Origin of the sequence: Streptomyces sp. JW3 (assembly GCF_052216785.1) — a bacterium.
Lineage (GTDB): Bacteria > Actinomycetota > Actinomycetes > Streptomycetales > Streptomycetaceae > Streptomyces.
In genome coordinates this window covers 1-25,422 of record NZ_JBQOUX010000054.1, presented here as the reverse complement: position 1 = coordinate 25,422, position 25,422 = coordinate 1, and the positions used below count along the sequence as shown (strand labels likewise).

At 72.5% G+C, this 25,422-nt stretch carries 22 protein-coding genes and 3 pseudogenes; 15 read left to right on the top strand and 10 right to left on the bottom strand.

The features are described from left to right. Nucleotides 1-16: 16 nt before the first annotated feature. From ACTT8P_RS21940 to ACTT8P_RS21920, 5 genes are all read right to left on the bottom strand, one after another. A complete protein-coding gene (locus ACTT8P_RS21940) occupies nucleotides 17-880 on the bottom strand; it encodes a carbohydrate ABC transporter permease (RefSeq protein WP_442833400.1) in 864 nt (287 codons plus the stop codon). Continuing rightward, on the bottom strand, nucleotides 877-1,830 hold the full coding sequence (locus ACTT8P_RS21935) for a carbohydrate ABC transporter permease (RefSeq protein WP_442833399.1): 954 nt from the start codon (nucleotides 1,828-1,830) through the stop codon (nucleotides 877-879). The genes ACTT8P_RS21940 and ACTT8P_RS21935 overlap by 4 nt, the downstream gene beginning before the upstream one ends. 6 nt (nucleotides 1,831-1,836) lie before the next feature. After that, a complete protein-coding gene (locus tag ACTT8P_RS21930; protein ID WP_442833398.1) occupies nucleotides 1,837-3,186 on the bottom strand; it encodes an ABC transporter substrate-binding protein in 1,350 nt (449 codons plus the stop codon). A 119-nt stretch (nucleotides 3,187-3,305) separates the two neighbouring features. Then, a complete protein-coding gene (locus ACTT8P_RS21925) occupies nucleotides 3,306-4,301 on the bottom strand; it encodes a LacI family DNA-binding transcriptional regulator (RefSeq protein ID WP_442833397.1) in 996 nt (331 codons plus the stop codon). Between the two features lie 114 nt (nucleotides 4,302-4,415). Next, nucleotides 4,416-5,075, bottom strand: a complete 660-nt coding sequence (locus ACTT8P_RS21920; protein WP_442833396.1) for an MmyB family transcriptional regulator — start codon at nucleotides 5,073-5,075, stop codon at nucleotides 4,416-4,418. 234 nt (nucleotides 5,076-5,309) lie between these two features. Between ACTT8P_RS21920 and ACTT8P_RS21915 the strand changes: the two genes are divergently transcribed. From ACTT8P_RS21915 to ACTT8P_RS21905, 3 genes are all read left to right on the top strand, one after another. Next, nucleotides 5,310-5,966 (top strand): helix-turn-helix domain-containing protein, encoded by a 657-nt coding sequence (locus tag ACTT8P_RS21915; RefSeq protein ID WP_361161994.1) that lies wholly within the window; start codon nucleotides 5,310-5,312, stop codon nucleotides 5,964-5,966. Nucleotides 5,967-5,998: 32 nt separating this feature from the next. Beyond that, nucleotides 5,999-6,541, top strand: coding sequence for a toxin-antitoxin system, toxin component (locus tag ACTT8P_RS21910; protein ID WP_442833425.1), 543 nt, complete (start codon nucleotides 5,999-6,001; stop codon nucleotides 6,539-6,541). Nucleotides 6,542-6,658: 117 nt separating this feature from the next. Continuing rightward, nucleotides 6,659-6,895, top strand: coding sequence for a hypothetical protein (locus ACTT8P_RS21905; RefSeq protein ID WP_442833395.1), 237 nt, complete (start codon nucleotides 6,659-6,661; stop codon nucleotides 6,893-6,895). 301 nt (nucleotides 6,896-7,196) lie between these two features. Here the strand turns inward: ACTT8P_RS21905 and ACTT8P_RS21900 are convergent, their stop codons facing one another. Together ACTT8P_RS21900 and ACTT8P_RS21895 are read right to left on the bottom strand one after the other, a co-directional pair. Further along, nucleotides 7,197-7,883: a 4'-phosphopantetheinyl transferase family protein gene (locus ACTT8P_RS21900; protein ID WP_442833394.1), complete on the bottom strand. Its 687-nt coding sequence runs from the start codon at nucleotides 7,881-7,883 to the stop codon at nucleotides 7,197-7,199. Next, nucleotides 7,880-8,770, bottom strand: a complete 891-nt coding sequence (locus tag ACTT8P_RS21895) for a metallophosphoesterase family protein (RefSeq protein ID WP_442833393.1) — start codon at nucleotides 8,768-8,770, stop codon at nucleotides 7,880-7,882. Before ACTT8P_RS21895 ends, ACTT8P_RS21900 begins: the two co-directional genes overlap by 4 nt. A 292-nt stretch (nucleotides 8,771-9,062) precedes the next feature. On the opposite strand from ACTT8P_RS21895, the gene ACTT8P_RS21890 reads away from it, so the two are divergent. From ACTT8P_RS21890 to ACTT8P_RS21875, 4 genes and pseudogenes are all read left to right on the top strand, one after another. Beyond that, nucleotides 9,063-10,220, top strand: coding sequence for an ATP-grasp domain-containing protein (locus tag ACTT8P_RS21890; RefSeq protein ID WP_442833392.1), 1,158 nt, complete (start codon nucleotides 9,063-9,065; stop codon nucleotides 10,218-10,220). A gap of 93 nt (nucleotides 10,221-10,313) precedes the next feature. Then, a complete protein-coding gene (locus ACTT8P_RS21885; protein ID WP_442833391.1) occupies nucleotides 10,314-11,309 on the top strand; it encodes an STM4015 family protein in 996 nt (331 codons plus the stop codon). 37 nt (nucleotides 11,310-11,346) lie between these two features. Beyond that, nucleotides 11,347-11,517 (top strand): annotated as a pseudogene (locus tag ACTT8P_RS21880) (wHTH domain-containing protein); the annotation flags it as partial. Nucleotides 11,518-11,525: 8 nt separating this feature from the next. Beyond that, nucleotides 11,526-11,627 (top strand): annotated as a pseudogene (locus ACTT8P_RS21875) (wHTH domain-containing protein); the annotation flags it as partial. 116 nt (nucleotides 11,628-11,743) lie between these two features. Here the strand turns inward: ACTT8P_RS21875 and ACTT8P_RS21870 are convergent. Both ACTT8P_RS21870 and ACTT8P_RS21865 read right to left on the bottom strand, forming a co-directional pair. Then, nucleotides 11,744-12,616: a sulfotransferase family protein gene (locus tag ACTT8P_RS21870; RefSeq protein WP_442833390.1), complete on the bottom strand. Its 873-nt coding sequence runs from the start codon at nucleotides 12,614-12,616 to the stop codon at nucleotides 11,744-11,746. 178 nt (nucleotides 12,617-12,794) lie between these two features. Next, nucleotides 12,795-14,132, bottom strand: coding sequence for a 6-phospho-beta-glucosidase (locus tag ACTT8P_RS21865; protein ID WP_442833389.1), 1,338 nt, complete (start codon nucleotides 14,130-14,132; stop codon nucleotides 12,795-12,797). Between the two features lie 202 nt (nucleotides 14,133-14,334). Between ACTT8P_RS21865 and ACTT8P_RS21860 the strand changes: the two genes are divergently transcribed. The 3 genes from ACTT8P_RS21860 (at nucleotide 14,335) to ACTT8P_RS21850 (ending at nucleotide 17,810) form a co-directional block, all read left to right on the top strand. Further along, complete coding sequence (locus ACTT8P_RS21860; RefSeq protein WP_442833388.1) at nucleotides 14,335-15,084, top strand: IclR family transcriptional regulator; 750 nt, start codon at nucleotides 14,335-14,337, stop codon at nucleotides 15,082-15,084. A 150-nt stretch (nucleotides 15,085-15,234) separates the two neighbouring features. Further along, nucleotides 15,235-16,224: a L,D-transpeptidase gene (locus tag ACTT8P_RS21855; RefSeq protein ID WP_442833387.1), complete on the top strand. Its 990-nt coding sequence runs from the start codon at nucleotides 15,235-15,237 to the stop codon at nucleotides 16,222-16,224. Nucleotides 16,225-16,409: 185 nt separating this feature from the next. Next, entirely contained in the window at nucleotides 16,410-17,810 is a 1,401-nt protein-coding gene (locus ACTT8P_RS21850; RefSeq protein ID WP_442833386.1) for a glycoside hydrolase family 16 protein, read from the top strand. Between the two features lie 57 nt (nucleotides 17,811-17,867). Here ACTT8P_RS21850 and ACTT8P_RS21845 read toward each other — a convergent pair whose 3' ends face one another. Then, nucleotides 17,868-18,767 (bottom strand): AraC family transcriptional regulator, encoded by a 900-nt coding sequence (locus ACTT8P_RS21845; RefSeq protein ID WP_442833385.1) that lies wholly within the window; start codon nucleotides 18,765-18,767, stop codon nucleotides 17,868-17,870. Between the two features lie 157 nt (nucleotides 18,768-18,924). Between ACTT8P_RS21845 and tkt the strand changes: the two genes are divergently transcribed. The 5 genes and pseudogenes from tkt to ACTT8P_RS21820 form a co-directional block, all read left to right on the top strand. Further along, complete coding sequence (tkt, locus tag ACTT8P_RS21840) at nucleotides 18,925-21,000, top strand: transketolase (RefSeq protein ID WP_442833384.1); 2,076 nt, start codon at nucleotides 18,925-18,927, stop codon at nucleotides 20,998-21,000. Between the two features lie 41 nt (nucleotides 21,001-21,041). Further along, nucleotides 21,042-22,187 (top strand): transaldolase, encoded by a 1,146-nt coding sequence (gene tal / locus ACTT8P_RS21835; protein ID WP_442833383.1) that lies wholly within the window; start codon nucleotides 21,042-21,044, stop codon nucleotides 22,185-22,187. Then, nucleotides 22,184-23,941: a glucose-6-phosphate dehydrogenase gene (gene zwf / locus ACTT8P_RS21830; RefSeq protein WP_442833382.1), complete on the top strand. Its 1,758-nt coding sequence runs from the start codon at nucleotides 22,184-22,186 to the stop codon at nucleotides 23,939-23,941. The genes tal and zwf overlap by 4 nt, the downstream gene beginning before the upstream one ends. Next, nucleotides 23,938-24,873, top strand: a complete 936-nt coding sequence (gene opcA / locus ACTT8P_RS21825; protein ID WP_442833381.1) for a glucose-6-phosphate dehydrogenase assembly protein OpcA — start codon at nucleotides 23,938-23,940, stop codon at nucleotides 24,871-24,873. The genes zwf and opcA overlap by 4 nt, the downstream gene beginning before the upstream one ends. A gap of 83 nt (nucleotides 24,874-24,956) precedes the next feature. Then, nucleotides 24,957-25,422 (top strand): annotated as a pseudogene (locus ACTT8P_RS21820) (glucose-6-phosphate isomerase); the annotation flags it as partial.

The window sequence follows — 25,422 nt, the reverse complement described above, 5'->3', positions numbered from 1 at the left end:
CGAGGGAGGGAGGGCGTCAGCCCTTGGTGCTGCCCGCGCTGATGCCGGCGATGATGTGCCGCTGGAAGACCAGGAACAGCGCGACCATCGGAATGCTGGCGATCACCATCGCGGCGATCAGCACGGTCAGCGGGATGTTCTGCGAGAGCTGCACGAGCGCCACGCTGATCGGCTGCTTGTCGGTGTCGGAGAAGACCATCAGCGGCCACAGGAAGTCCTGCCAGACCGCGACCAGCGCGAAGATGGACACCACGCCGAGCACCGGACGGGACATGGGCAGCACGATCGACCACAGCACGCGCAGCTTTCCGGCGCCGTCGATCTCGGCGGCCTCCAGCACATCGCGCGGGATCTGGTCGAAGAAGCGTTTGAGCAGGTAGAGGTTGAAGGCGTTGGCGACGGCCGGCAGCCAGATCGCCAGGGGGTCGTTGAGCAGGCCGAGGTCGGCGACGGTCAGGTACTTCGGCACCACCAGGGCCTGGGTGGGCACCATCAGGGTGGCGAGGATGCCGCCGAGGATCACCTTGCCGAAGGCGGGCCGCAGCTTGGACAGGGCGTACGCGGCGGCCGTGCACAGCACGAGCTGGCAGATCCAGGCGCCGGCCGCCTGCACCACCGTGTTCCACAGATGGGTGGGCAGCTGCATCAGCTCCCAGGCGTCCGTGTAGCCGCTGACCTGCCATTTGTCCGGCACCAGGGTGGGCGGGGTGCGGGTCACCTCGTCCGGTGACTTCAGCGCGCCGGTCACCATCCAGTAGACGGGGAAGAGGAAGGCGAGCGCGAAGAGCAGGACGACGCCGGTGAAGACGCCCCAGTAGGCGGCCCTGCCGCGCGGGCGGGCCAGCACGGCCGGGGAGACGAGGGTACGGGTGGAGCTCACGCGTCCTCCCCGTCCGAGCGGGTCAGTCGGAGGTATCCGGCGGAGAACACCCCGAGCAGCGCCAGCAGCATGACGCTCAGCGCGCAGGCGCCGCCGAAGTCGTTGTAGAGGAAGGCGTACTTGTAGATGAGGTAGAGGACGGTGACGGTGGCGTTCTCCGGGCCGCCGCCGGTGATCACGAACGGTTCGGTGAAGACCTGCATCGTCGCGATGATCTGGAGCAGCATCAGCATCAGGATCACGAACCGGGTCTGCGGGACCGTGACGTGCCGGACGCGTTGCGGCAGGCTCGCGCCGTCCAGTTCGGCGGCCTCGTACAGCTCGCCGGGGATGGACTGGAGGGCGGCGAGGTAGATCAGGACGGTGCCGCCCATGTTGGCCCAGGTGGCGACGACGACCAGGGAGATCAGGGCGGTGTCGGCGCCGTTGGACCAGTTCGAGGTGGGCAGGTGCAGGAAGCGCAGCGCCTCGTTGGCGAGGCCGGCGCCCGGGTCGTAGAACCACTTCCACAGCAGGGCGCTGACCACCGGCGGGATCATCACCGGGAGGTAGACCACGACCCGGAAGAACGCCTTGGCGTGCCGGAGTTCGTTGAGGACCAGGGCGAGGACGAAGGGGATCGCGAAGCCGATGAGCAGGGCCAGCACCGTGAAGGTGAGGGTGTTGCGCCAGGCGTCGGCGAACTCGGGGTCCTGGAAGACCCGGGTGAAGTTGTCGGTGCCGACCCACTCGGGGTCCGCGCCGGGGGTGTACTTCTGGAAGGCGATGACGACCGCGCGGATCGCCGGGTACCAGGAGAACAGCGCGAAGCAGATCAGGCCGCCGAGCAGGAAGCCGTAGGCGCGGCCCTGTTCGGCGAGGCGGCGCCGGCCGCGGTCCCGGCGGGGCGGCGGCGCCTGGACCGGGCGGACCGGCACGGTCTTGGCCGGTCGTCGTTCAGCCGTCTTCATGTGCGGTCAGCTCCGGGCCAGGATGCTGTCGATCTTGCCGGAGGCGTCCTCCAGCAGGCTGTCGAGGTCGGCGTCCTCCTTGGTGAGGACGGCGGAGACGACGCCGTCGAGGACGGAGTAGATCTGCTGGGCGTTGGGTGGCTCGATCTTCATCTCCAGGCTCTGGTTGCCGTCCAGGAAGGACTGGTAGTTCTCCACCGGGACATTGGCGTTGGCCTTCTTGACCTGCTGGTCCTTGGCGTCGGCGGCGCCGGTGAACAGCCGGGGCTCGGGCAGGCCGACCGGGGCGTCCTTGGTCTTGGCGCGGGCGTAGTCGCCGAGGAAGCCGTCGCCGGGGGTGAGGAACATGTGGTCCAGCCACTTCAGTCCGGCGCGGATCTGCTCGGGGCTTGCCTTCTTGTTGAACATGTAGCCGTCGCCGCCGATCAGGGTGCCCTGCCCGCCGGGCATGGGCGCGAGGGCCAGATCCTGGTAGTTGCCGCCCTTCTCCTTGACCAGGATCGGGATGTTGTCGGGGGCGGCGAGGTACATGCCGAGCTTGCCGGAGCCCATCATCTGCTGGGCGTCGTTGATGACCAGGAGCTGCTTGCTGCCCATCGAGTCGTCCTTCCAGCGCATGTCGTGCAGCGTCTGGAGGACGGCGTGTCCGGCGGGGGTGTCGACGGTGGCCTTCTTGCCGCCGGCACTGACCACGTCGCCGCCCTGCGAGTACAGCTCGGCGGTGAAGTGCCAGCCACCCTGGTTCTGGGCGCTGTAGTCGGCGTAGCCGACGGTGCCGTCGCCGAGCGCGGCGATCTTCTTGGCGGCGGCGCGGACCTCGTCCCAGGTGGCCGGCGGCTGGTCGGGGTCGAGGCCGGCCTTCTCGAACAGCGCCCGGTTGTAGATCAGGCCCATCGAGTAGCCGGTGCGCGGGATGCCGTAGACCTTGCCGTCGACGGTGTAGATGTCGCGCAGTTGCCGCTGGATGGTGTCGTAGCTCTTGAGGTCCTTGAGGTACGGGGTGAGGTCGGCGGCCTGGTTGATGTCGACGACGTGCGCCGCGTCGGTGAAGTAGGTGTAGAAGACGTCCTCCATCTGGCCGCCGGCCAGCTTGGCGTCGAACGTCTTGGGATCCTGGCAGGGGAACGCGTCGTGCGGTACGACGTCGATGTCCGGGTTGGCCTTCTCGAACGCGGCGACGTCCTCCTCGAAGAACTGCCGGTCGGTCTTGGCGCTCTTGGGCGGCATGCAGTTGACCGTGATGCGGGTCTTGCCGCCGGCTGAGCTGTCGTCGCCCGACCCGCAGGCGGAGACGGCGAGAGCGAGCGAACAGACGCTCAGCGCGGCGAAGGTACGGCGGAACCCGGTGCGTGACATCGGTGACCCCTCTGGACAGGAGCGGTGGGCGCCGCACACTCAAGCACCGGCAACAGCAGGGCGCAAGATGTCACGCAGAATCTGTAATTATTTGACAGTGGCCTGGATCTGTCTGGATCTCAGTCGCGCAGTGCTTGCGCGGTGGAACCGCGGACCACCAGTTCCGGTTCGAACAGCAGCTCCTCGGCGGCCACCGACTGGCCGTTGATCTGCGTGTTGAGCAGTTCCACGACCGCCCGGCCCATCGCCTCGATGGGCTGCCGGATGGTGGTCAACGGGGGTTCGGTGCAGTTCATCAGCGCGGAGTCGTCGTAGCCGACGACCGAGATCCGCGCCGGCACGTCCAGGCCCTTGCGGCGGGCGGCGCGCACGACGCCGAGGGCGAGGATGTCGCTGGCGCAGATGAAGCCGGTGACACCTCGGTCGATGAGCCGGGAGGCCGCCGCGTGGCCGCCCTCGATGGAGAACATCGCGCGGGCCACATGGGCGTCGTCGACCTCGCCGACGGCCCGGGCGGCGGCCAGCTTGCGGCCCGAGGGGATGTGGTCGGCGGGGCCGAGCACCAGGCCGATCCGCTCGTGGCCGAGCGAGGCCAGATGCCGCCAGGCCTGCTCCAGGGCGACCGCGTCGTCGCAGGAGACGCCCGGGAAACCGAGGTGCTCGATGGCCGCGTTGACCAGCACCACCGGGATCCTGCGGTCGGCGAGCCGCTCGTAGTGGCCGTGCGGCGCGTCCGCCTGGGCGTACAGCCCGCCGGCGAAGACCACGCCGGAGACCTGCTGCTGGAGCAGCAGGTCCACGTAGTCCGCCTCGGAGACGCCGCCCTTGGTCTGGGTGCACAGCACCGGGGTCAGCCCGAGCTGGGCCAGCGCGCCGCCGATGACCTCGGCGAAGGCCGGGAAGATCGGGTTCTGGAGCTCGGGCAGCACCAGGCCGACCAGCCGGGCCCGCTCGCCGCGCAGCTGGGTGGGCCGTTCGTAGCCGAGCACGTCCAGGGCGGACAGGACCGCCTGCCGGGTGGCCTGGGAGACCCCGGGTTTGCCGTTGAGCACCCGGCTGACCGTGGCCTCGCTGACCCCGACCTTCTTCGCCACCTCAGCAAGTCGTCGCGTCATGCCCGCAAGAATAGCGCAAGAAATGAAAGCGCTTTGCGTAATGGGGTGCCCTGGCCGGGAAGGACAGGCGGGAAGAACGGTCGGGAAGGACGGCCGGGAAGGGCGGCGGTCCGGTCAGTCGGCGGCCGGGACGACCCTGAGATGGGCGGCGCCGGTGCGGGCGCGGCGCGGGCGGGACGGGCCCCGGCGGGCCTCGCGCAGCACCAGGGTCAGCCGCCGGTATCCGAGCTCCGCGAGCGACCGGGAGGTCTCGACGACGACGCGGCACTCGGCGGTGGCCCGGCGGGCGTCGGGGTGGCGCAGCGGCCGCAGCGTGCCGTCGTGTTCGACGGCCGCTTCACCGACCGCGCGGATCCAGTGCGGCAGGCCCTGCCGGTAGGCGGCCTCCATGATCGGGTCCTGGGCGATGTCGCGGCGGATCGCCTGGAGCACGTGGTCGTGGCCGTGGTGCTCGATGACGGAGGCGAAGTGCGCCAGCATCGGCAGGCACCAGCGCGACTCGTGCTCGCCGAGCACGTCGGGCGCGTCCGGGTGGAAGAGCACGTAGCGCAGGAAGTTGTCGCCGGGCATCGCGGTGGGGTGCGGGCCGGTCTCGCGGAAAAGTGTCCGGAAGGCGCCGTTGGCCAGGACCACGTCCCAGCGGTGGTCGACGACGAACGAGGGATGCGGGACGGCGTCCAGGAGCGCGGCGTAGTCCTCGAGGTACGCCTGGGCCTCGGGGGTCGCGGGGGCGGGCCGCGGTGCCGACCGCTGCCCTCCTGCCTGAAATGCCATCGGGAGGTCACCCCTCTTGCCTATGCGGCCTTCACGCGGCGCCCCGATCCTGCTGCCCCGGCGCGAGGCATGTCAACTATCGTGGCATTCCACGACGGTTGACGGCTGAAATTGGCCACAGTTGTGGCGACGCCTGGATGTCAGTTCGAACGAGGGCTACTCTCCGGGAAGTTCACAGCGACCGTCTGTGCGCAGCAGCCTGTGGGTCCGGTGAGAGACGTGGGAGATCTGTCGGTGGCGGGTGGCTTCGAGGGTCCGGGCACCACGCAGACGGCAGCGCTGCCGTCCGTGCTCTCCCGCGTCGCCGCGCTCGCCGACCGGCTCGGCGTCCCGCCCGCCGAGGTCTTCGACACCGGTCGGCTGTCCGCCGCCTGCGGGGTGCCCGAGTCGGTGGTCAAGGCCCTGCTGGGCGGCCGGCCGGCCGGGGAGCCGGATGTGCAGGCGCGGTTCGTGCAGCGCCTCGACCTGCTGCGGCGCACCCGGCTCAAGCCGAACGGCCGCCGCTACACCCAGCAGGAGATCGCCGACGGCGCCGGGATGTCCCGGCAGCAGGCGGGCGCGCTGATCAACGGCGACCGGCGGCCCACCATGGAGCACTGCGACGCGCTCCAACGCTTCTTCCGGGTGCACGCCGGGTTCCTCACCGCCGAGGACCCGGAGGCGCTGGCCGGGGCCCTCCAGCGCACCGAGCAGGAGTTGTTGCAGCAGCTCGCCGACCGGGAGCGGGCGGCGGCCGAGGCGGCGGCCGACCCGCTGGAGCGGCTGTTGCAGGACCACGGCGTGCGCGGCATCGCCTGGCGGGCCGCGCAGTTGCCGACCGACCAGCACCGGGACAAGGTCGCCGAGTGGCTGGACATGCTCCTGGAGAGCGTCAAGCGGCCCGAGTCGTGAGCCCGGGGGTGAGCTGGGGCACCGGCCGGGAGATGCGCCGGCTGTGCGGCCGGCTGGTGGCGGAGCTGACACTGCCGGTACCGGCGCCGCCCGCCGACCTGTACGGGCAGTTGTGCGCGGCGATGAGCCGGCGCCGGGGACGTCCGGTGCTGTTCCGTACCGCCGCGTTCCCGCCCGGCACGGCCAGCGGGCTGTGGCTGGACCTGGCCGACCGCGACCTGGTCGTCGTGGAGGAACGCACCGCGCCCGAACACCAGTTGGTCATCCTGGGGCACGAGCTGTGGCACCTGACGGCCGGGCACCGGGGGCACGTCACCGAGGGCGCGGCGGCCGCCGCCCGGCTGCTGGCCGAGAACCCCGACGCCGACGCGCTGCGGGCCACCGTCCGCGCGGTCGCCGCCCGGTCCCGCTTCGACCTGGCCGACGAGCGCGAGGCGGAGAGCTTCGGCCTGCTGCTGGCCAGCAAGTGCCGCACCCGGCTGGCGGGTTCGTCGCTGCGCGAACCGGTGCGGCGGGACCGGCTGGCGGGGCGGATCGAGGCGTCGCTGGGGTATCCCGGCGGGAGCGCGGGCTGAGGCGGGAGCGGGGTCGCCGGGCGCCGCTCGTCCCGATTGTCAGTGGGGGGCGGCAAGCTGGTGGGGTGCCGCCGTGCGGGGCGGCGCGCTTGACGCCGATGTGGGGAGAGCCGACCGATGACCACCGCCGTGCCGACCGACCGGGAACGCGCCGCCGTCCAGGCCTATCTGCGCCTGCTGTACACCGTACGGGCCGCCTTCGACAAGGCCGCGGGCGCGCCGGGCGCCCCGTTGCCGCCGCTGCTCGCGCCCGACGTCCTCGCGGAGGCCGAAGCGGCGCTGCGCGCGGCGGGACTGGCCGGGAACGAGGACGAGTTCTTCCGGCTGCTGGCGAGCTGGTGTCCGGAGCCCTGACGGCCTGGCCGGCCCGACTCGTTCAGACAGCGGACACCGGTGCCATGGCGACGGCCCATCAGGCGGGCGCCGGCGGCACGGTGACGGCCGTGACGAGCAGGCCGTCGCGGGCGGCCCGGCGGCCCCTCGAAAGCGGTCCAGCCGCCCCTGGCCCACCCGCGACCCCGGCTGCCGGCGAGCCGACGTCCCGAGCCCTGACCGCCCCACCCGCGCCACTCGATCAGGCGGGCGCCGGCGGCACGGTGACGGCCGTGACGAGCAGGCCGTCGCGGGCCCTGCCGGCCCCACCCGCGCCACTCGATCAGGCGGGCGCCGGCGGCACGGTGACGGCCGTGACGAGCAGGCCGTCGCGGGCGGCCCAGCGGCCGTCGAACTGGTCCAGGCGCCGTCGGCCCACCTCGGGCCCGGGTACCAGCAGCGCGGCGCGGAACGTGCCGCGGCCCGGGCCGCCGGGGTCCTCGGTGAACTCGATGTCGGCCTCGGAGAAGTCCAGCCACTTGCCGGTGAGGGGGAACCACGCCTTGTAGACGGACTCCTTGGCGCTGAACAGCAGCCGGTCCCAGTGCACCTGGGGCCGGGCCGCGGCCAGCCGGGCCAGCCGGGCCTGCTCCGCGGGCAGCGCCACGGCCGACAGCACGCCCTCCGGGAGCGGCGCGTCGGGTTCGGCGTCGATGCCGAGGGAGGCCAGGTCGGTGGCGCGGACCAGGGCGGCGGCGCAGTAGCCGTCGCAGTGCGTCATGCTGCCGACCAGGCCGGCCGGCCAGCGCGGCGCGCCGCGTTCGCCGTTCAGGATCGGCTGCGGCGCCACGCCGAGGCGTCGCATCGCCCGCCGGGCGCAGGAGCGTACGACGGTGAACTCGCGGCGGCGCTTGGCCACCGCGCGGGCCACCAGCGGCTCCTCCTCGGGGTGCAGCGGCGTGTGTCCGGCGGTGTCGTGGCCGCGCGCCTCCTCGGCGGCCACCGTCCCGGGCAGCACCTCCTCGATCACCGGAACCCGCCCTTGCGTGACTCGGCGCCGGCGGCCGCGCGGTCGTACGGCCGGATCAGCCGCAGCTGTCCGGGCGGTGCGGACCGTTTGCGCCACTCCCGGGGGTAGCCCACCGACACCTCCTCGAAGCGGACGCCCTCGTGCCAGGTGGTCCGGGGGATGTGGAGGTGGCCGTAGACCATGGTGTCGACGCGGAAGCGGCGGTGCCAGTCGGCGGTCAGCCGGGTGCCGCACCACATGGCGAACTCGGGGTGCCACAGGACCTCGGTGGGGTGCCGGTCCAGCGGGTAGTGGTTGACCGGGATGACCGGCAGGCCGTCCGGCAGCGCGGCGAGCCGCGCCTCGGCCTGGGCGACCCGGGCCCGGCACCACGCCTCGCGGCTCGGATAGGGGTCGGGGTGCAGCAGGGCCTCGTCGGTGCAGACGATGCCGGTGCCGTGCGCGTAGGCCAGTCCCTCGTCCTTGGTGGCGCAGCCGGCCGGCAGGAAGGAGTAGTCGTAGAGGAGGAAGAGCGGGGCGATCACGGCGGGGCCGCCGGGGCCGTCCCAGACCGGGTAGGGGTCCTCGGGGGTGGTCACGCCCAGTTCGCGGCAGACGTCGACGAGATGGTCGTAGCGTGCGGCGCCGCGCAGGGTGACGGGGTCCTTGGGGTGGGTCCACAGTTCGTGGTTGCCGGGGACCCAGACGACCCGGCGGAAGCGGCCGGCCAGGGTGCCGAGCGCCCAGCGGATGTCGGCGACGGTCTCCGCCACGTCGCCGGCGACCAGCAGCCAGTCGTCGTCCCCGGCCGGGCGCATGGCCTCGACCAGGGCCCGGTTCTCCGGATATCCGATGTGCAGGTCGCTGACCGCCCACAGCTGTCCGGCGCCACCGGCCGTCGACGTCACCTCTCGCCCCCTCCGTACGCGCCGGCGCGGCGCGCCCTGGCGGGCCCGGCCGGTCGCTCCCAAGAGATCACACGGCGGGCCGGGGCGACAAGAGCGGCCCGGACCGCGGTCCGCGGGGCCGCCGCCGATCCGTAACACGCGCGTTGCACGGGGCCGCCCCGGAACCCCTATGATCGCCCCAACACCACCGCCCCTGACTCCCCCTTCACGCGGAGCGGTCCGGTGTCCCTTTTCTCCCTTGGCCGGGCACGGCCGGCTGTGCCCTGCCCGCTTACCGTGGAAGGCGGCCTGCATGGTCTCTCGCGTACGCGTCTGGCTCAACCGCACGTACGCGGAGAACGTGTTCTTCATGGATCAGCTGCGGAGAAATCCCGCCGACCGGGCCGTCGAGATCCATGCCACGCACGGCGACCCCGACTCCCCCGTGCTGGCCGCCGCCGACACCGCCGAACTGGAGCCGGAGGCGCTGTCCCCGGCGGCGTACGTCGAGTACGCGCTGGACCTGTGCCGGCGGCGCGGCATCGACGTGTTCGTGCCGCGGCTGCACCAGAGCGCGATCGTGGCGCACCGCGCCGAGTTCGAGGCCGCCGGTACGGCGCTGCTCGCCCCGCCGCCCGAGGCGGTGGCCGTCTTCCGGGACAAGGTGATCGGCTACGAGGCGGCCCAGGCGGTCGGTGTGCCGGTGCCGCCCTGGTGGCGGGTGCGCACGGCGGACGAACTGGTGGCCGCGGTGGCGGAACTGGAGGAGCAGGGGCACCGGGCCTGCTTCAAGCCGGCCTCCGGGGCGGGCGGGGTGGGCTTTAGGGTGGTCACCCGGGCGCCGTTCTCCCTGACGCATCTGAACGGGTTCCCGTCCCCGTACGTGCCGCTGGACCTGGCGGTGGCGGCGCTGCTCGCCGCGGACGAGCCGGTGGACTGGCTGGTGATGCCGCGCCTGGAGGAGCCGGAGGTGTCGGTGGACTGCCTCACCGGCACCGACAACCGGGTGCGGATGGCGGTGGGCCGCACCAAGAACGGCCGCCGTCGCGGGTTCACCCTCGACGAGCGCTGGCTGGAGCCGGCCCGGCGGGTCGCGGAGGGGTTCGGGCTGCACCACCTGTCGAACATCCAGTTCCGCATGTACGGCGAGCGTCCGGTGCTGATGGACGTCAACACCCGGCCGGCGGGCGGGCTGCACCAGCTCTCGCTGTGCGGCATCAACGCCCCGTGGGCCGCGGTGCGGCTCGCGCTCGGCGACGACCCGGGCGAGATCGTGCCGCCGTTCCTCGGCCAGGACTACACGGTGGTGTCCGGTCCGCGTCCGCTGCGGCCGGTGCCACTGCCGCCGCGGCGCCCGGACCCGGCGCCGCGCACCGCGGCGACCGCCGTACCGTCCCCGCCCCGCCCGGCCCAGCCGCTGGCGGCGCCGGGCGCCGGGTGGGTCACCGGGGTGTCCGGGCAGCCCGTTTAGGAAGGGTGCCGCGGCCCGAGGTGACGGGTTGTCAGTGGGCGCTGCTAGAACAGTGCGTGCCTTGACCGACCCATCACCTTCGAGGGAACCACCATGCAGCTCCCGGCCGACGTGCCCCTGCACCCGCGCAGCCCCGACCATCTGCGCCACTTCCACGGACTCCCGGTGTTCGACTTCCCGGAGGCCGGCGACGACCGGCCGCTGCCGGCCGACCCGGGGTCCGTGGCCTGGCGCCTGCGGTGCGGCCAGGGGGCCGAGAACGAGGACGCCTACGACTACTGGAACCGGTTCTTCGCGACCGCCCCGCTGGACGGCATACGCGCGCTGCTCATCGGCAGTCCGTGGTACGGGTTCGACGGGGGCGGCCTGGACGACAGCATGCCGATGATGGCCGAGCGGCTGACCGGCCTGGAGGCCCTGTTCCTCGGTGACGTGGACATGGAGGAGTCGGAGGTCTCCTGGATCGAGCAGTCCGACCTCACCCCGGTCCTCGACGCCTTCCCCGGTCTGCGGGAGCTCGGCGTGCGGGGCGGCACCGACCTGGAATTCCCCGTCGTCCGCCACGAGGGGCTGCGCACGCTGCGGTTCGAGAGCGGCGGACTGCCCCGCCAGGTGGTGCGCAACGTCGCCGCCAGTGACCTGCCCGCCCTTCAGTACCTGGAGATGTGGCTGGGCGTCGAGGACTACGGCGGCGACGCGACGGTGGCCGACCTGCGGCCGCTGCTGGCCGGTGACCGGCTGCCCGCGCTGCGGCATCTGGGGTTGCAGAACAGCCTGTTCCAGGACGACATCGCCGCCGCGGTGGCCCAGGCGCCGGTCGTGGCCCGGCTGGACACCCTGCGGCTGTCCATGGGCTCGCTCGGCGACGAGGGCGCCGAGGCGCTGCTGCGCGGGCGGCCGCTGACCCATCTGCGCTACGTCGATCTGCACCACCACTATCTGAGCGACGCCATGATGCTGCGCGTGTGGGAGGCGCTGGAGCCGGCCGGGGTGCGGGTGGATCTGTCGGGTCAGAACGGGGACGAGGACGACGACTGGGACGAGGACGACGACGGCTCCCCCGTCCGCTACACGGCCGTCGCGGAATGAGGTCCGCAGTGCCGTTCCCGCCCCCGGAAAGGCCGCCATGGCGAACGTTCCCGTCCCCGACGACTACCCGACGCGGGTCATGGTCAGCCCTGACCTGAACGGTCAGGCCCCCTGGCTGGACCCGGCCGAGCCGGTGTCCGTCCGCCATGTCGCGCGGGCGGCGGCGCACCACTCGGGAGGCACCGCCGACGTGGCCGAGCGGCTGGCCGGGCTGGGATACCGGCTGCCGTCCGCCGAGGACTGGCCGCGGTCACCGACGACGACGCCAGGCTGCTCAGCCGGGACCTCGACGGCCGCGGGCCCTGGCTCACGCCCGAGGACCTTCCCGGGCTGCGCGCCCATGTGCTGCGCGCGGCCCGTACCCGACGTCGGCTACCCGGACCGGCGCCCGGCCCCCACCCCGTAGAGAGGAGTCCGGGTCCTTGTCCGGGTGCTCAGTCCCGGTACCCCCAGGCCCGCGCCAGTTCCCGCAGCCGGGGCGGCAGGTCGGTGTCCGGGGCGGCGGGGCGGGCGGCCCGGATGCGGCCGGACTTGAGGGTGTCGGACCAGTCGCCGAGCTGGGGACGGAAGTCGCCGTGGTCCTTGCTGCCGTAGTCCAGCATGCCGGACTCCCAGGGCACACCGAGGTAGTCGCAGATGCCCCGGGTGACCCGCTCCGGCTCGGCGGTGAGGTCCTCGTAGGTGATCACGTGGGCGGCGGGGTCGTGCCGCGCCTCCTCCAGTTTCTCGGCGTACCCGAGGACCTCGGCGCGAATGGCGGCGTGGTCCGGGTCGCTGCGGCGGGCGGTGAGGGAGGCCACCACCGCGCCCGGGTGGCGCAGCAGCACGATCCGGCGGGCCTTCGGCCAACATCGGTGCAGCCGGGGCCAGACGTGCACGTTGGCCGGGGTCTTGTCGACGATGAGGTCCTTGCCGCTGCGGACCAGTTCGAGGTGGAGCACCCGGTCCCACAGCACGTGCTCCAGCTCGTCCCGGTCGAGTTCCAGCGCCCGCATGGCCTTCGGGGTGAAGGACCGGGTGAGCTGGACCCGCAGGGTGCGCAGATGCATCTCGTGCGGGGCACGGATGCGGCTGTGGCTGTTCAGCAGCACCCGCAGCAGGGTCGACCCGGAGCGCACCGAGGACAGGACGAACACCGGGGACTCCACCAGCCGCGGCGCGGGCGGGGCGGCGTACCCCTCGTCGGCCGGCGGGCGGGGGGCGGGCACCGCGTCGAGGGCGCGGCGCGGTGGGCTGACCGCCTGGGCCATCAGCCTCCCCCGGCGTTTGAGTCCCTTGCCGATCGCGGACAGTCGCGGGTCTCGCACCGTGCCACCTCTCTCTTCGTCGTGCTGGCCGCATCCCAGGGGCGGCAGGCGAACCGGAGGTGTACGGCAGCCGACGCCGCGGGGTCGAAATTCCGCGTACAGCACGGTTGACCAGGCGCTTTGCCGCTTCCTTAATTCTTCATGGGAAGACGCCGACCGGCGTACCGGTGCCAGGCCGCTACCGGAGGTACGCGAGGCCGGGATGGACGGCGGTGTAGCCGTCGACGAGGCGGTGCGCCACGTTCACGGAGTCGACCAGCGGGTGCAGCGCGAAGGCCGCGACGGCCCGGCCCCGGGAGCCGGACTCGGCCGCCGCGAGGACCTCGCGTTCGACGGCCTTGACCGCGCAGACCAGGCCGGTGGCGTGGTCCGGCAGCGGGTCGACGGAGAGCGGCCGGGCGCCGCTCGCGTCGACCAGGCAGGGCACCTCGATGACGGCGTCGGCGTCGAGGGCGGCGAGCGTGGCGGCGTTGCGGACGTTGAGGATCAGCGTGGTGCGTTCGCCGCGGGCCAGCGCCCGCATCAGGTCGAGGGCGACCTGCTCGTAGCCGCCGGCCAGGTCCTCGGCCGCGCGGTCGCCGGCGCCCGCCGTCTCCCGGTTCTCGGCCATGTAGGTGGCCTCGCGCTCGGCCCGGGTGCGTTCCCACAGCTCCAGCGCCGAGACGCCGGGGTCGCGGGCCTCGGCGTAGAACCCGGCCTGCTGGTCGCGCAGGAAGGCGCCGCGGGTGCGCTCGGCCTCCTGGTAGGCGCGGACGGTCTCCCGGTTGAAGTAGTAGTAGTGCAGGTACTCGTTGGGGATCGCGCCGAGGGCGCGCAGCCAGTCGGGGCCGAAGAGGCGGCCCTCCTCGAAGGAGCCGAGCAGCGCGGGGTCGGCGAGCAGCCGCGGGAGTTCGTCGCGGCCGGCCACCCGCAGGCCGCGTACCCAGCCGAGGTGGTTGAGGCCGACGTAGTCGACGAACGCCTCGCGCGGGTCGGCGCCGAGCGTCCGGGCGATCCGGCGGCCGAGGCCGACCGGCGAGTCGCAGATGCCGATGACCCGGTCGCCGAGGTGCCGGGACATCGCCTCGGTGACCAGTCCGGCCGGGTTGGTGAAGTTGATGACCCAGGCGTCGGGGGCGAGCCGGGCCACCCGGCGGGCGATGTCGACGGCGACCGGTACGGTGCGCAGGCCGTAGGCGATGCCGCCGGCGCCGACCGTCTCCTGGCCGAGGACGCCCTCGGCGAGCGCCACCCGTTCGTCCTCGGCGCGGCCCGCCAGGCCGCCGACCCGGATCGCGGAGAACACGAAGTCGGCGCCGGTGAGCGCCTCGTCCAAGTCGGTCGTCGCCGTCACCCGGGGCGGGTCCGGGACCCCGGCGGCCTGTTCGGCCAGCACCCGGGTCACCGCGGTGAGCCGGTCCGCGTCGAGGTCGTGCAGGACAACCTCGGTCACCCGCCGCTCGCCCCGGTCCCCGAGCAGCGCCCCGTACACCAGCGGCACCCGGAATCCGCCGCCGCCCAGAATCGTCAGCCTCACGTCCGCGTCCTTCCCGCACCGGCCGGCCCGCCGCCGGCCTCCGCTGCCGCCGATCATGGCACGCGGGCCGGCCGGCGAGGGCCGTACCGATCATTGACCGCCAGGCGTCCGACGGGGCCGTACCGATCATTGACCGCCAGGCGTCCGGTGCCTACCGTCACCGGGACCGGCACCGGCCCGCTCCCGGAAAGACACCCGGCCCATGACCGCCTCCACCGCCCCCGACCGGCTGCTGTCGGTGCTGGCCGCCTTCGACCACGAGCACCCCGCGCTGTGCCTGACCGACATCAGCCGCCGGGCCGGGCTGAGTCTGACCACCGCGCACCGGCTGGTGGGCGCGCTCACCGCGTGGGGCGCGCTGGAGCGCGACGGGTCGGGGCGCTACCACGTGGGGCTGCGGCTGTGGGAGATCGCCGCGCTCGCGCCGCGCGGCCTGGCGCTGCGGCAGACCGCGCTGCCCTATCTGGAGGACCTGTACGAGGCGACACACGAGAACGTGCAGCTCGCGGTGCGCGACGGCGACGAGGTGGTGTACGTCGAGTGGCTGTCGGGGCGGTCCGCGGTCGGGGTGCACATCCGGGTCGGCGGCCGCTGGCCGCCGCACGCCACCGGGGTGGGGCTGGCGCTGCTGGCGCACAGCGCGCCTGAGTTCCAGGAGACGTACTGCGCGGGTCCGCTGGCCGCGTTCACCCCGTACACGGTCACCGACCCGGCCCGGCTGCGCCGTGCGCTGGCCGAGGTGCGGCGCACGGGTGCGGCGGTCAGCGACCGGCAGGTCACCGAGGACGCCCTGTCGGTGGCGGCCCCGGTGCGCGGCGCGGACGGCACGGTCACCGCCGCCGTCTCGGTGGTCGTCCCGCACGACGCCGCGCGGGTGCCGGTGCTGGTGCCGGCGGTACGGCTGGCGGCCCGCGGGATGTCCCGGGCGCTGGGGTGGCGGCCCGGTCCCTGATGAGGGCCGGTGACGCGCACTTACGGCTTGTTCACTTCTGCCACATTTCTCACAGCTCTCCCAGGTGACGAACAGCTCCTCACAGGGCCGGCCCAGCTATAAGGTGCAGACTGCACCCAATCGCCGCCGAACCCCCGAAAGGCCCGACCCGTGAGCAGCCCCGACATACCCGACCAGCAGGACGTCCAGCCGGGACGGTGGTCCCGGCGCGGGGTGCTCGCCACGCTCGGTGCCGTGCCGGTGGCCGCGGCGCTGGCCGGCGCGGCGTCCGGCACCGCGCGGGCCGCCGAGGGGACCGCCGGCGGGACCACTGGGGGGACCGCCGGGGGGACCACCGTCAAGACCCGTTCGCTCACCGCGACCGTGACCCCGAAGGCGGGCGGCACCTACGGGGTCGGCATGCCGGTGTCGATCACCTTCTCGCACGCGGTGACCCGCAAGGCGGCGGTGGAGTCGGCGATCACGGTGAGCGCCGACTCCGGCGTCGAGGTGGTCGGCCACTGGTTCGGCGACACCCGGCTCGACTTCCGGCCGAAGACGTACTGGGCCAAGGACACCACGGTCACCGTCGACCTGCGGCTGGCCGGCGTCCGCGCGGGCGAGGACCTCTACGGCACCCAGACGAGGAACTTCACCTTCCGCGTCGGCCGGTCGCAGATCAGCACCGTCGATCTGAAGAAGGAGACGATGACGGTCGTGACGGACGGCGTGAAGACCGCCGCCTATCCGGTCACCGGCGGCTCCTCGGACCACACCACCTGGGCCGGGATCATGGTGATCAGCGAGCGGCTGAAGGAGACCCGGATGCAGTCCTCGACGGTCGGGCTCGGCGACGAGTACGACATCGCGGACGTGCCGCACGCCCAGCGGCTGACCACCTCCGGCACCTTCATCCACGGCAACTACTGGAGTGCCGCCTCGGTCTTCGGCCACAGCAACGGCACCCACGGCTGCATCGGTCTGCACGACGCCAAGGGCGGCGCGGACCAGGAGACCGCCGGGTACGAGTTCTACGACGGTTCACTGCTCGGGGACGTGGTGATCGTGAAGAACTCGGGCGAGGACACCGTCGACGCGGCCAACGGGCTCAACGGCTGGAACCTGTCCTGGAAGAAGTGGAAGGCGGGCAGCGCCCTGTAAGGCGCCGCCGGCCCGCCGTTCTGACCCATTCGCACTCTTCAAGGGCTGAACTCGCCCTGGAGGCAAGGACTTTATCGGCTTCACCTCTTGACGGCCGGGGACCCGGAGAGCACATTGGCCGCATTCTGAGAGCGCTCTCAGAGTCGCAGTGCCCCCGCATCCTCCCCGTACCGAGAGGCACCCCCATGCGCGCATCCTCCGGCACCCCCCACAGACGCAGACCGCTGCGGCACGCGCTCGTCGCCGCACTGGGCGCACTGGGCCTCGCGGTGGCCGGCGCCACCCTCGCCGCCCCGGACGCGGACGCCTCCGCGCCCACCCCGCCCTCCGGCTGGACCCAGCTCTTCCTGGACGACTTCAACGGTTCCGCCGGCTCCGGCGTGAGCACCGCCAACTGGCAGTACGCGACCGGCACTTCCTACCCGGGCGGCGCCGCCAACTGGGGCACCGGGGAGGTGGAGACGATGACCTCCTCCACCAGCAACGTCTCCCTCGACGGCAGCGGCAACCTGCGCATCACCCCGCTGCGCGACGCGTCCGGCAACTGGACCTCGGGCCGGATCGAGACCAACCGCACCGACTTCCAGCCGCCGGCCGGCGGCAAGCTGAGCGTCGAGTCGCGGATCCAGATGCCGAACGTGACCGGTGCCGCCGCCAAGGGCTACTGGCCCGCGTTCTGGATGCTGGGCGCGCCGTTCAGGGGCAACTACTGGAACTGGCCGTCCGTGGGCGAGCTGGACATCATGGAGAACGTCCAAGGCCTCAACACCGTCTGGTCCACGATGCACTGCGGGACCAACCCCGGCGGCCCCTGCAACGAGACCACCGGCATCGGCGGCTCCACCGCCTGTCCCGGTGCCACCTGCCAGTCCGGCTTCCACACCTACCGGATGGAGTGGGACCGCTCCACCAGCGTCGAGCAGATCCGCTTCTACGTCGACGGCGTCAACTACCACACCGTGCGCGCCGACCAGATGGACGCCACCACCTGGGCCAACGCCACCAACCACGGCTTCTTCGTGATCCTCAACGTGGCGATGGGCGGCGGCTTCCCGGGCGCCTTCGGCGGCGGCCCGGACAGCGGCACCGTGCCCGGCCACCCGATGCTGGTCGACTACGTCCAGGTGCTGTCGTCCGGCTCCGGCGGCGGCACCACCCCGCCGCCCACCGGCAACCGGGACGCCTACTCCGCGATCCAGGCCGAGTCCTACGACGCCCAGTCCGGCACCCTCACCGAGACCACCACCGACTCCGGCGGCGGGCAGAACATCGGCGCCCTGGCCAACGGCGACTGGGCGCAGTTCAAGGGCGTGAACTTCGGCTCCAGCGCCGCCACGCAGTTCAACGCGCGGGTGGCCAGCGGGGCGGCGACCGGCGTCAGCGGGCTGGTGGAGGTGCGCCTGGACAGCCGGACCGCCACGCCGGTCGGCAGTTTCGCGGTGGGCGGCACCGGCGGCTGGCAGTCGTGGCGGACGGTCCCGGCGAACATCGCCTCGGTGACCGGCACCCACGACGTGTATCTGACCTTCACCAGCGGCCAGCCGGCCGACTTCGTGAACGTGAACTGGTTCAGCTTCGGGCACTGAGCACCCGGGTGAAGAAGGGGGCCGCGCGGCCGCGCGGCCCCCTTCGCCGTGCCCGGGTCAGCTCAGTTCCGCCCGGAACGCGGCCGGCGTCAGGTCGGTGTGCTGGTGGAAGAACTTGGAGAAGTTCGCCGCGTCGGGGAAGCCGACCGCCGCGCCGACCCGGCCGATCGGCAGGTCGGTGTGGGCGAGCAGCCGCTTGGCCTCCAGGACGACCCGCTTGTCGATGAACGCCTTCGGGGTCTCGCCGGTGGCGGCGCGCACCGCGCGGACCAGGGTGCGGCGGGAGTAGCCGAGCGCGTCGGCGTAGCCGCTGACGCTGTGGTTGGTGGCGAAGCCGCGCTCCACCGCGTCCCGGAACAGGGTGAACGTGGTGTCGGCCTGATGGCTGCGGGCCGCCTCCGCCGAGCTGGCCGCGAGGTGCGCGAGGCGCAGCAGGAACGCGGTGAGGGTGTGCCGCAGCACCGCCGTGTGCAGGCTCAGCGGCAGGGTGGTGGCGTCCTCGTACTCGCGCCGCAACTGGTCCAGGGCGGCGGTCAGGGCGTCGTAGCGGGCCGGGTCGGGGCGCAGCAGCGGCGGCAGGTCGTAGCGGTAGAGGCCGGTGGCCTCGACGATGGCGCGGGGCAGGAAGCCGGGCTGCATGGTCAGCGCGGTTCCGCGGTACTCGCTGGTCTGCGAGAAGCGGTGGACCTGTCCGGGCCGGATCCACAGCACGTCGCCGGCGTTCGCCTCGTACTCGGCGAAGTCGACCATGTGCCGGACCGGGCCGCCGGTGAACAGCATGACGACGTGGAAGTCGATGCGGTGCACGCGGAGCATCGGGGCCTGGGCGTGCCAGGTGCGGCCGGCGCCCATCGGCCCGACCTGCACGCCGACGCCGAGGAGGCTGAGATCGACCGGGAAGGGGAACGTTCTGATCCCGTCGCCGCCGCCCGCGTTGTGTGGGTGTTCGTCCGCCATGTCCTTCTCGTACCGTCCGCTCGCGCACCCAGCTGCCCGAGCCGTGTCCCAGTTTCACCACAGGCTGGCACACGATGACCTTCACTCCCAAAAGTCAGACTTTTAAGTTTGAACACGTCAGAGCAGCCACTTCGCTCCAATCGAGGATTTCTTGAAGATGAGCACGCATACCGCGGACCGCTTCGAATGGACCGAACTCGACCGGCGTGCCGTCGACACCGCCCGCGTTCTCGCGGCCGATGCGGTGCAGAAGGTCGGGAACGGGCACCCGGGGACGGCGATGGCCCTCGCCCCGGCCGCCTACACGATCTTTCAGAAGGTGATGCGGCACGACCCCGCCGATCCCGAGTGGACCGGCCGGGACCGCTTCGTCCTGTCCCCCGGACACACCTCGCTGACCCTCTACACGCAGCTCTACCTGGCCGGGTACGAGCTGGAGCTGGACGACCTGAAGGCGTTCCGGACGCACGGGTCGAAGACCCCCGGTCACCCCGAGTACGGGCACACGGCGGGCGTGGAGACCACCACCGGGCCGCTCGGGCAGGGCGTCGCGAACGCGGTGGGCATGGCGATGGCGGCCCGCTACGAGCGCGGTCTGTTCGATCCCGAGGCGCCGGCCGGCGAGTCCCCCTTCGACCACACGATCTGGGCGATCGTCTCGGACGGCGACCTCCAGGAGGGCGTCTCCGCCGAGGCGTCCTCGCTGGCCGGCCACCAGAGGCTCGGCAACCTGGTCTTCCTCTACGACGACAACCACATCTCCATCGAGGGCGACACCGCGACCGCCTTCTCCGAGGACGTGCTGAAGCGGTACGAGGCGTACGGCTGGCACGTCCAGCGGATCGAGCCCGCCGAGAACGGCGACGTGGACGTGGCCGCCCTGTACGCGGCGCTCACCGCCGCCAAGGCGGAGACCGGCCGCCCCTCGATCGTCGCGATGCGCACGATCATCGCCTGGCCCGCGCCGAACGCCCAGAACACCGAGGCGTCGCACGGCTCCGCGCTCGGCGCCGACGAGGTGGCCGCCACCAAGCGGGTGCTCGGCTTCGACGCGGAGCGGTCCTTCGAGGTCGCCGACGAGGTGCTGGCGCACACCCGGGGCGCCCTGGACCGGGGTGCCGAGGCGCACGCCGCCTGGGACAAGCGGCTGGACAAGTGGCGCGGGGCGCGGCCGGAGCGGGCGGCGCTGTTCGACCGGGTGGTCGCGGGCCGGCTGCCCGAGGGCTGGCAGGACGCGCTGCCGGTGTTCGAGGCGGGCCAGTCCGTCGCCACCCGGGCCGCGTCCGGCAAGGTGCTCCAGGCGCTCGGCCCGGTGCTGCCCGAGCTGTGGGGCGGCTCCGCCGACCTCGCGGGCTCGAACAACACCACGATCGACAAGACGTCGTCGTTCCTGCCCGCGGGCAATCCGCTGCCCGAGGCCGACCCGTACGGCCGTACCGTCCACTTCGGCATCCGCGAGTTCTCGATGGCCGCCGAGATGAACGGCATCGCGCTGCACGGCAACACCCGGATCTACGGCGGCACCTTCCTGACCTTCTCGGACTACATGCGCAACGCGGTGCGCATGTCGGCGCTGATGCAGCTGCCGGTGACGTACGTGTGGACGCACGACTCCATCGGCCTGGGCGAGGACGGTCCGACCCACCAACCGGTCGAGCACCTCGCCGCGCTGCGCGCCATCCCGGGTCTGAACGTGATCCGCCCGGCCGACGCCAACGAGACCGTGACCGCCTGGGCCGAGGTGCTGCGGCGGCACGCCACCAACCCGGCGCCGCACGGCTTCGCCCTCAGCCGGCAGGGCCTGCCGACGTACCCGGCGAACCCGGACGCGGCGCGCGGCGGCTATGTCCTGGCGGACGCCGCCACCGGCACCCCGGACGTGATCCTGATCGCCACCGGCTCCGAGGTGCAGGTCGCCGTCGCGGCGCGCGAGCTGCTGGAGGCCGCGGGCACCGCCACCCGGGTGGTGTCGATGCCGTCCGTGGAGTGGTTCGAGGAGCAGCCGCGGGAGTACCGGGAGAGCGTGCTGCCGCCGGCCGTGAAGGCCCGGGTGGCCGTCGAGGCCGGCATCGCGCTGACCTGGTACCGCTTCGTCGGCGACGCGGGACGCATCGTCTCGCTGGAGCACTACGGCGCCTCCGCCGACGCCAAGACCCTGTTCGCCGAGTACGGCTTCACCGCCGAGCACGTGGCCGCCGCGGCCCGGGAGTCCCTCGCCGCTGTCCGCGCCTGACCGTGCTCGCCCTGCTTGATCGCGACGCCAGAAAGAAGATGATGATCACTGTGACCGAAGCAACCGGGACCCCGGGAGCGCTCAAGCGCCTGGCCGACGAGGGTGTCTCCGTCTGGCTGGACGACCTGTCCCGCCCCCGGATCGAGTCCGGGGACCTGGCCCGGCTGGTGGAGACCGGCGGGGTCGTCGGCGTCACCACCAACCCGTCGATCTTCCAGGCGGCCATCGGCGCCGGCGCGGGCTACGAGGAGCAGCTCGCCGATCTCGCGGTGCGCGGCGTCACCGTGGAGGAGGCGGTGCGGATGATGACCACCGCCGACGTGCGCGCCGCCGCCGACGTGCTGAAGCCGGTGTACGAGGCGAGCGGCGGCCGGGACGGCCGGGTCTCCATCGAGGTCGACCCGCGGCTCGCCCATGACACGGCGGCCACGATCGCCGAGGCCCGGCAGCTGTTCTGGCTGGTGGACCGGCCCAACGTCATGATCAAGATCCCGGCGACCAGGGCCGGGCTGCCGGCCATCACCGAGGTCGTCGGGGCGGGCATCAGCGTCAACGTGACGCTGATCTTCTCCCTGGAGCGCTACCGCGAGGTCATGGACGCCTACCTGGCCGGACTGGAGCAGGCCCGGACGGCCGGGCACGACCTGGCCGCCGTCCACTCGGTGGCCTCCTTCTTCGTCTCCCGCCTCGACAGCGAGATCGACAAGCGGCTGACCGTGCTGGGCACCGACGCGGCCCGCGCCCTGAAGGGCAGGGCGGCGCTGGCGAACGCGCGGCTGGCCTACGAGGCGTACGAGGAGGTCTTCGCGGGGAACCGTTTCACCGCCCTGGCGGGCACCGGCGCCAACCGGCAGCGCCCCCTGTGGGCGTCCACCGGGGTGAAGGATCCGGCATACCGGGACACCCTGTACGTGGAGGAGCTGGTCGCTCCCGGCACCGTGAACACCATGCCGGAGGCCACCTTGGCCGCCACCGCCGACCACGGTGACGTCCAGGGGAACACGGTCACCGGCGGCTACGCCCAGGCGAGGGCCGACCTCGCCGCCGTGGAGCGGCTCGGCATCTCGTACGACGAGGTGGTGGAGCTGCTGGAGCGCGAGGGCGTGGCCAAGTTCGAGGCGGCCTGGCAGGACCTGCTCGACGCCGTGACGAAGTCCCTCGACAGCAAGGGAGTTGACGGGGAATGAGCAAGGAGCTTCCCGACCCGGACGCGGGCGAGACCAAGGGCACGAAGGAGGCCAAGGAGGTCCGGGACGCCCAGGAGGCGGCGGGGGTCGTGGCCGCCGACGCCCCTCATGCGGAAGCCGACGCCCCTCCTTCGCGAACGGAGGAACCGAAGGGGACCAAGCGGACCGGCGGGCGGGCGAAGAAGAGCGCGGCGGCCGGGTCCAAGGCGGCCGCCGCGGTGATCCCCACCGCCGAGTGGAGCAATCCGCTGCGCGATCCCCAGGACCGCCGGCTGCCCCGCATCGCGGGCCCGTCCGGCCTGGTCATCTTCGGCGTGACCGGTGACCTGTCCCGCAAGAAGCTGATGCCGGCCGTGTACGACCTGGCCAACCGGGGCCTGCTGCCGCCGGGCTTCTCGCTGGTCGGGTTCGCCCGCCGGGACTGGGCGGACCAGGACTTCGCCGAGGTGGTGCACCAGGCGGTCAAGGAGCACGCCCGGACCGAGTTCCGCGAGGAGGTCTGGCAGCAGCTCTCCGAGGGCATGCGGTTCATCCCCGGCGACTTCGACGACGACAACGCCTTCGAGGAACTGCGCAAGGCGGTGGACGAGCTGGACACCTCCCGGGGCACCAGCGGCAACTACGCCTTCTACCTCTCGGTGCCACCGAAGTTCTTCCCCAAGGTGGTCCAGCAGCTGAAGAAGCACGGCCTGGCGGACACTCCCGAGGGCTCCTGGCGCCGCGCCGTCATCGAAAAGCCGTTCGGGCACGATCTGGAGAGCGCGCAGGAGCTGAACGCGCTCGTGCACGACGTCTTCGAACCGGACCAGGTCTTCCGCATCGACCACTACCTGGGCAAGGAGACCGTCCAGAACATCCTGGCGCTGCGCTTCGCCAACCAGATGTACGAGCCGATCTGGAACCGGTCCTACGTCGACCACGTGCAGATCACCATGGCCGAGGACATCGGCATCGGCGGCCGGGCCGGCTACTACGACGGCATCGGCGCCGCCCGGGACGTCATCCAGAACCACCTGCTCCAGCTGATGGCGCTGACCGCGATGGAGGAGCCCGCCTCCTTCGACGCCGCCTCGCTGCTCACCGAGAAGCTGAAGGTGTTCCGGGCGGTCCGGCTGCCGGACGACCTGGGCGAGCACACCGTGCGCGGCCAGTACGCGGGCGGCTGGCAGGGCGGCGAGCAGGTCAGCGGCTATCTGGAGGAGGACGGCATCGACCCGGCCTCCACCACCGACACCTACGCGGCGATCAAGCTGGCCGTCGACAACCGCCGCTGGGCGGGCGTCCCGTTCTACCTGCGCACCGGCAAGCGGCTCGGCCGCCGGGTCACCGAGATCGCGGTGGTCTTCCAGCGCGCCCCGCACTCCCCCTTCGACCAGACGGCCACCGAGGAACTCGGCGCCAACGCGATCGTCATCCGGGTCCAGCCGGACGAGGGCATGACGGTCCGGTTCGGTTCCAAGGTGCCGGGCACCTCGATGGAGATCCGGGACGTGTCGATGGACTTCGCCTACGGCGAGTCCTTCACCGAGTCCAGCCCCGAGGCGTACGAACGCCTGATCCTGGACGTCCTCCTCGGCGACGCGAACCTGTTCCCGCGCCACCAGGAGGTGGAGGAGTCCTGGCGGATCCTGGACCCGGTCGAGGAGTACTGGGCCACCCACGGCAAGCCGGCCCAGTACGCCTCCGGCGGCTGGGGCCCGAAGGAAGCCGACGAGATGCTCGCACGAGACGGACGGAGCTGGCGCAGGCCATGAGGATCGACCTGACCGACACCACGGCAAGCAAGGTCAACAAGGCGCTGGTCCAGGGCCGCCGGGCGATCGGCACCCCGGCCGTGGGCATGGTCCTGACGATGGTCATCGTCACGGACGAGGAGAACGCCTACGACTCCATCAAGGCGGCCGAGGAGGCGTCGCACGAGCACCCCTCGCGCACCCTGGTCGTCATCAAGCGGCACACCCGCAACCCGCGCGAGCGCACCAAGTCGCACCTGGACGCCGAGGTGCGGGTCGGATCCGAGGCGGGCACCGGCGAGACGGTGGTGCTGCGCATGTACGGCGAGGTGTCGCGGCACGCCGACTCGGTCGTGCTGCCGCTGCTGCTGCCGGACGCGCCGGTCGTCGTGTGGTGGCCGGTGGACGCGCCCGACGACCCGGCCAAGGACCCGCTGGGCGCGCTCGCCCAGCGCCGGATCACCGACCTGTACGCGGTCGAGAACCCGATGCAGACGCTGGCGAAGCGGGTCCGCACCTACGCGCCCGGCGACACCGACCTGGCCTGGACCCGGCTGACGCTGTGGCGCTCGATGCTGGCGGCGGCACTGGACCAGGCCCGGATGAGGGTGACGTCGGCGACCGTGGAGGCCGAGACCGACAACCCGGCCGCCGAACTGCTGGCCCGCTGGCTGGAGGCCCGGCTCGGCGTCGAGGCCGACCGGGTGGTCAGCGACGGCCCGGCCGTCACCACGGTCCGGCTGGGCACCGCGGCCGGCGAGATCGTCATCGACCGCCCCGAGGGGCCGGTGGCCACGCTGACCCTGCCGGACCAGCCGCCGCGCACCCTGGCGCTGAAGGTCCGCTCCACCGCAGAACTGATCGCCGAGGAGCTCAGGCGCCTCGACGCGGACGAGATGTACGCCATCGCCCTGCGCGGCGAGGGCACCGAGGAGACCCCTGTCCATGTCTGACACCCCCGAGCTCAGGCGCCTCGACGCGGACGAGATGTACGCCATCGCCCTGCGCGGCGAGGGCACCGAGGAGACCCCTGTCCATGTCTGACACCCCCGAGCTCACCCGCCGTCCCGAGTGGACGGCCCTGGAGGACCACCGCGCCGAGGCGCTGCTCCGTCCGGACCTGCGTGAGCTGTTCGCCGCCGATCCCTCGCGCGCGCAGCGCTATGTCGTGCGCGTCGGGGACCTGCGCATCGACTACTCGAAGCACCTGGTCACCGACGAGACCCTGGCGCTGCTGCGGGAGCTGGCCACCGCCACCGACGTGTTCGGGCTGCGGGACGCCATGTTCGACGGCAAGAGGATCAACGTCACCGAGGACCGGGCGGTGCTGCACACCGCGCTGCGCGCCCCGGCCGACGCGGTGGTCGAGGTCGACGGCGAGAACGTGGTGCCCCAGGTGCACGCCGTACTTGACAAGATGGCCGGCTTCGCGGACCGGGTGCGGTCCGGCGCGTGGACCGGTCACACCGGCCGGCGTATCCGCAATGTCGTCAACATCGGCA

What these genes read in the sequence shown, in the direction of transcription:
- ACTT8P_RS21935 (WP_442833399.1), bottom strand. Translation starts at nt 1,830, where the DNA reads ATGAAGACGGCTGAACGACGACCGGCCAAGACCGTGCCGGTCCGCCCG.
- ACTT8P_RS21930 (WP_442833398.1), bottom strand. Translation starts at nt 3,186, where the DNA reads ATGTCACGCACCGGGTTCCGCCGTACCTTCGCCGCGCTGAGCGTCTGT.
- ACTT8P_RS21925 (WP_442833397.1), bottom strand. Translation starts at nt 4,301, where the DNA reads ATGACGCGACGACTTGCTGAGGTGGCGAAGAAGGTCGGGGTCAGCGAG.
- ACTT8P_RS21920 (WP_442833396.1), bottom strand. Translation starts at nt 5,075, where the DNA reads ATGGCATTTCAGGCAGGAGGGCAGCGGTCGGCACCGCGGCCCGCCCCC.
- ACTT8P_RS21910 (WP_442833425.1), top strand. Translation starts at nt 5,999, where the DNA reads ATGCGCCGGCTGTGCGGCCGGCTGGTGGCGGAGCTGACACTGCCGGTA.
- ACTT8P_RS21905 (WP_442833395.1), top strand. Translation starts at nt 6,659, where the DNA reads ATGACCACCGCCGTGCCGACCGACCGGGAACGCGCCGCCGTCCAGGCC.
- ACTT8P_RS21890 (WP_442833392.1), top strand. Translation starts at nt 9,063, where the DNA reads ATGGTCTCTCGCGTACGCGTCTGGCTCAACCGCACGTACGCGGAGAAC.
- ACTT8P_RS21885 (WP_442833391.1), top strand. Translation starts at nt 10,314, where the DNA reads ATGCAGCTCCCGGCCGACGTGCCCCTGCACCCGCGCAGCCCCGACCAT.
- ACTT8P_RS21860 (WP_442833388.1), top strand. Translation starts at nt 14,335, where the DNA reads ATGACCGCCTCCACCGCCCCCGACCGGCTGCTGTCGGTGCTGGCCGCC.
- ACTT8P_RS21850 (WP_442833386.1), top strand. Translation starts at nt 16,410, where the DNA reads ATGCGCGCATCCTCCGGCACCCCCCACAGACGCAGACCGCTGCGGCAC.
- ACTT8P_RS21845 (WP_442833385.1), bottom strand. Translation starts at nt 18,767, where the DNA reads ATGGCGGACGAACACCCACACAACGCGGGCGGCGGCGACGGGATCAGA.
- tkt (WP_442833384.1), top strand. Translation starts at nt 18,925, where the DNA reads ATGAGCACGCATACCGCGGACCGCTTCGAATGGACCGAACTCGACCGG.
- tal (WP_442833383.1), top strand. Translation starts at nt 21,042, where the DNA reads ATGATCACTGTGACCGAAGCAACCGGGACCCCGGGAGCGCTCAAGCGC.
- zwf (WP_442833382.1), top strand. Translation starts at nt 22,184, where the DNA reads ATGAGCAAGGAGCTTCCCGACCCGGACGCGGGCGAGACCAAGGGCACG.
- opcA (WP_442833381.1), top strand. Translation starts at nt 23,938, where the DNA reads ATGAGGATCGACCTGACCGACACCACGGCAAGCAAGGTCAACAAGGCG.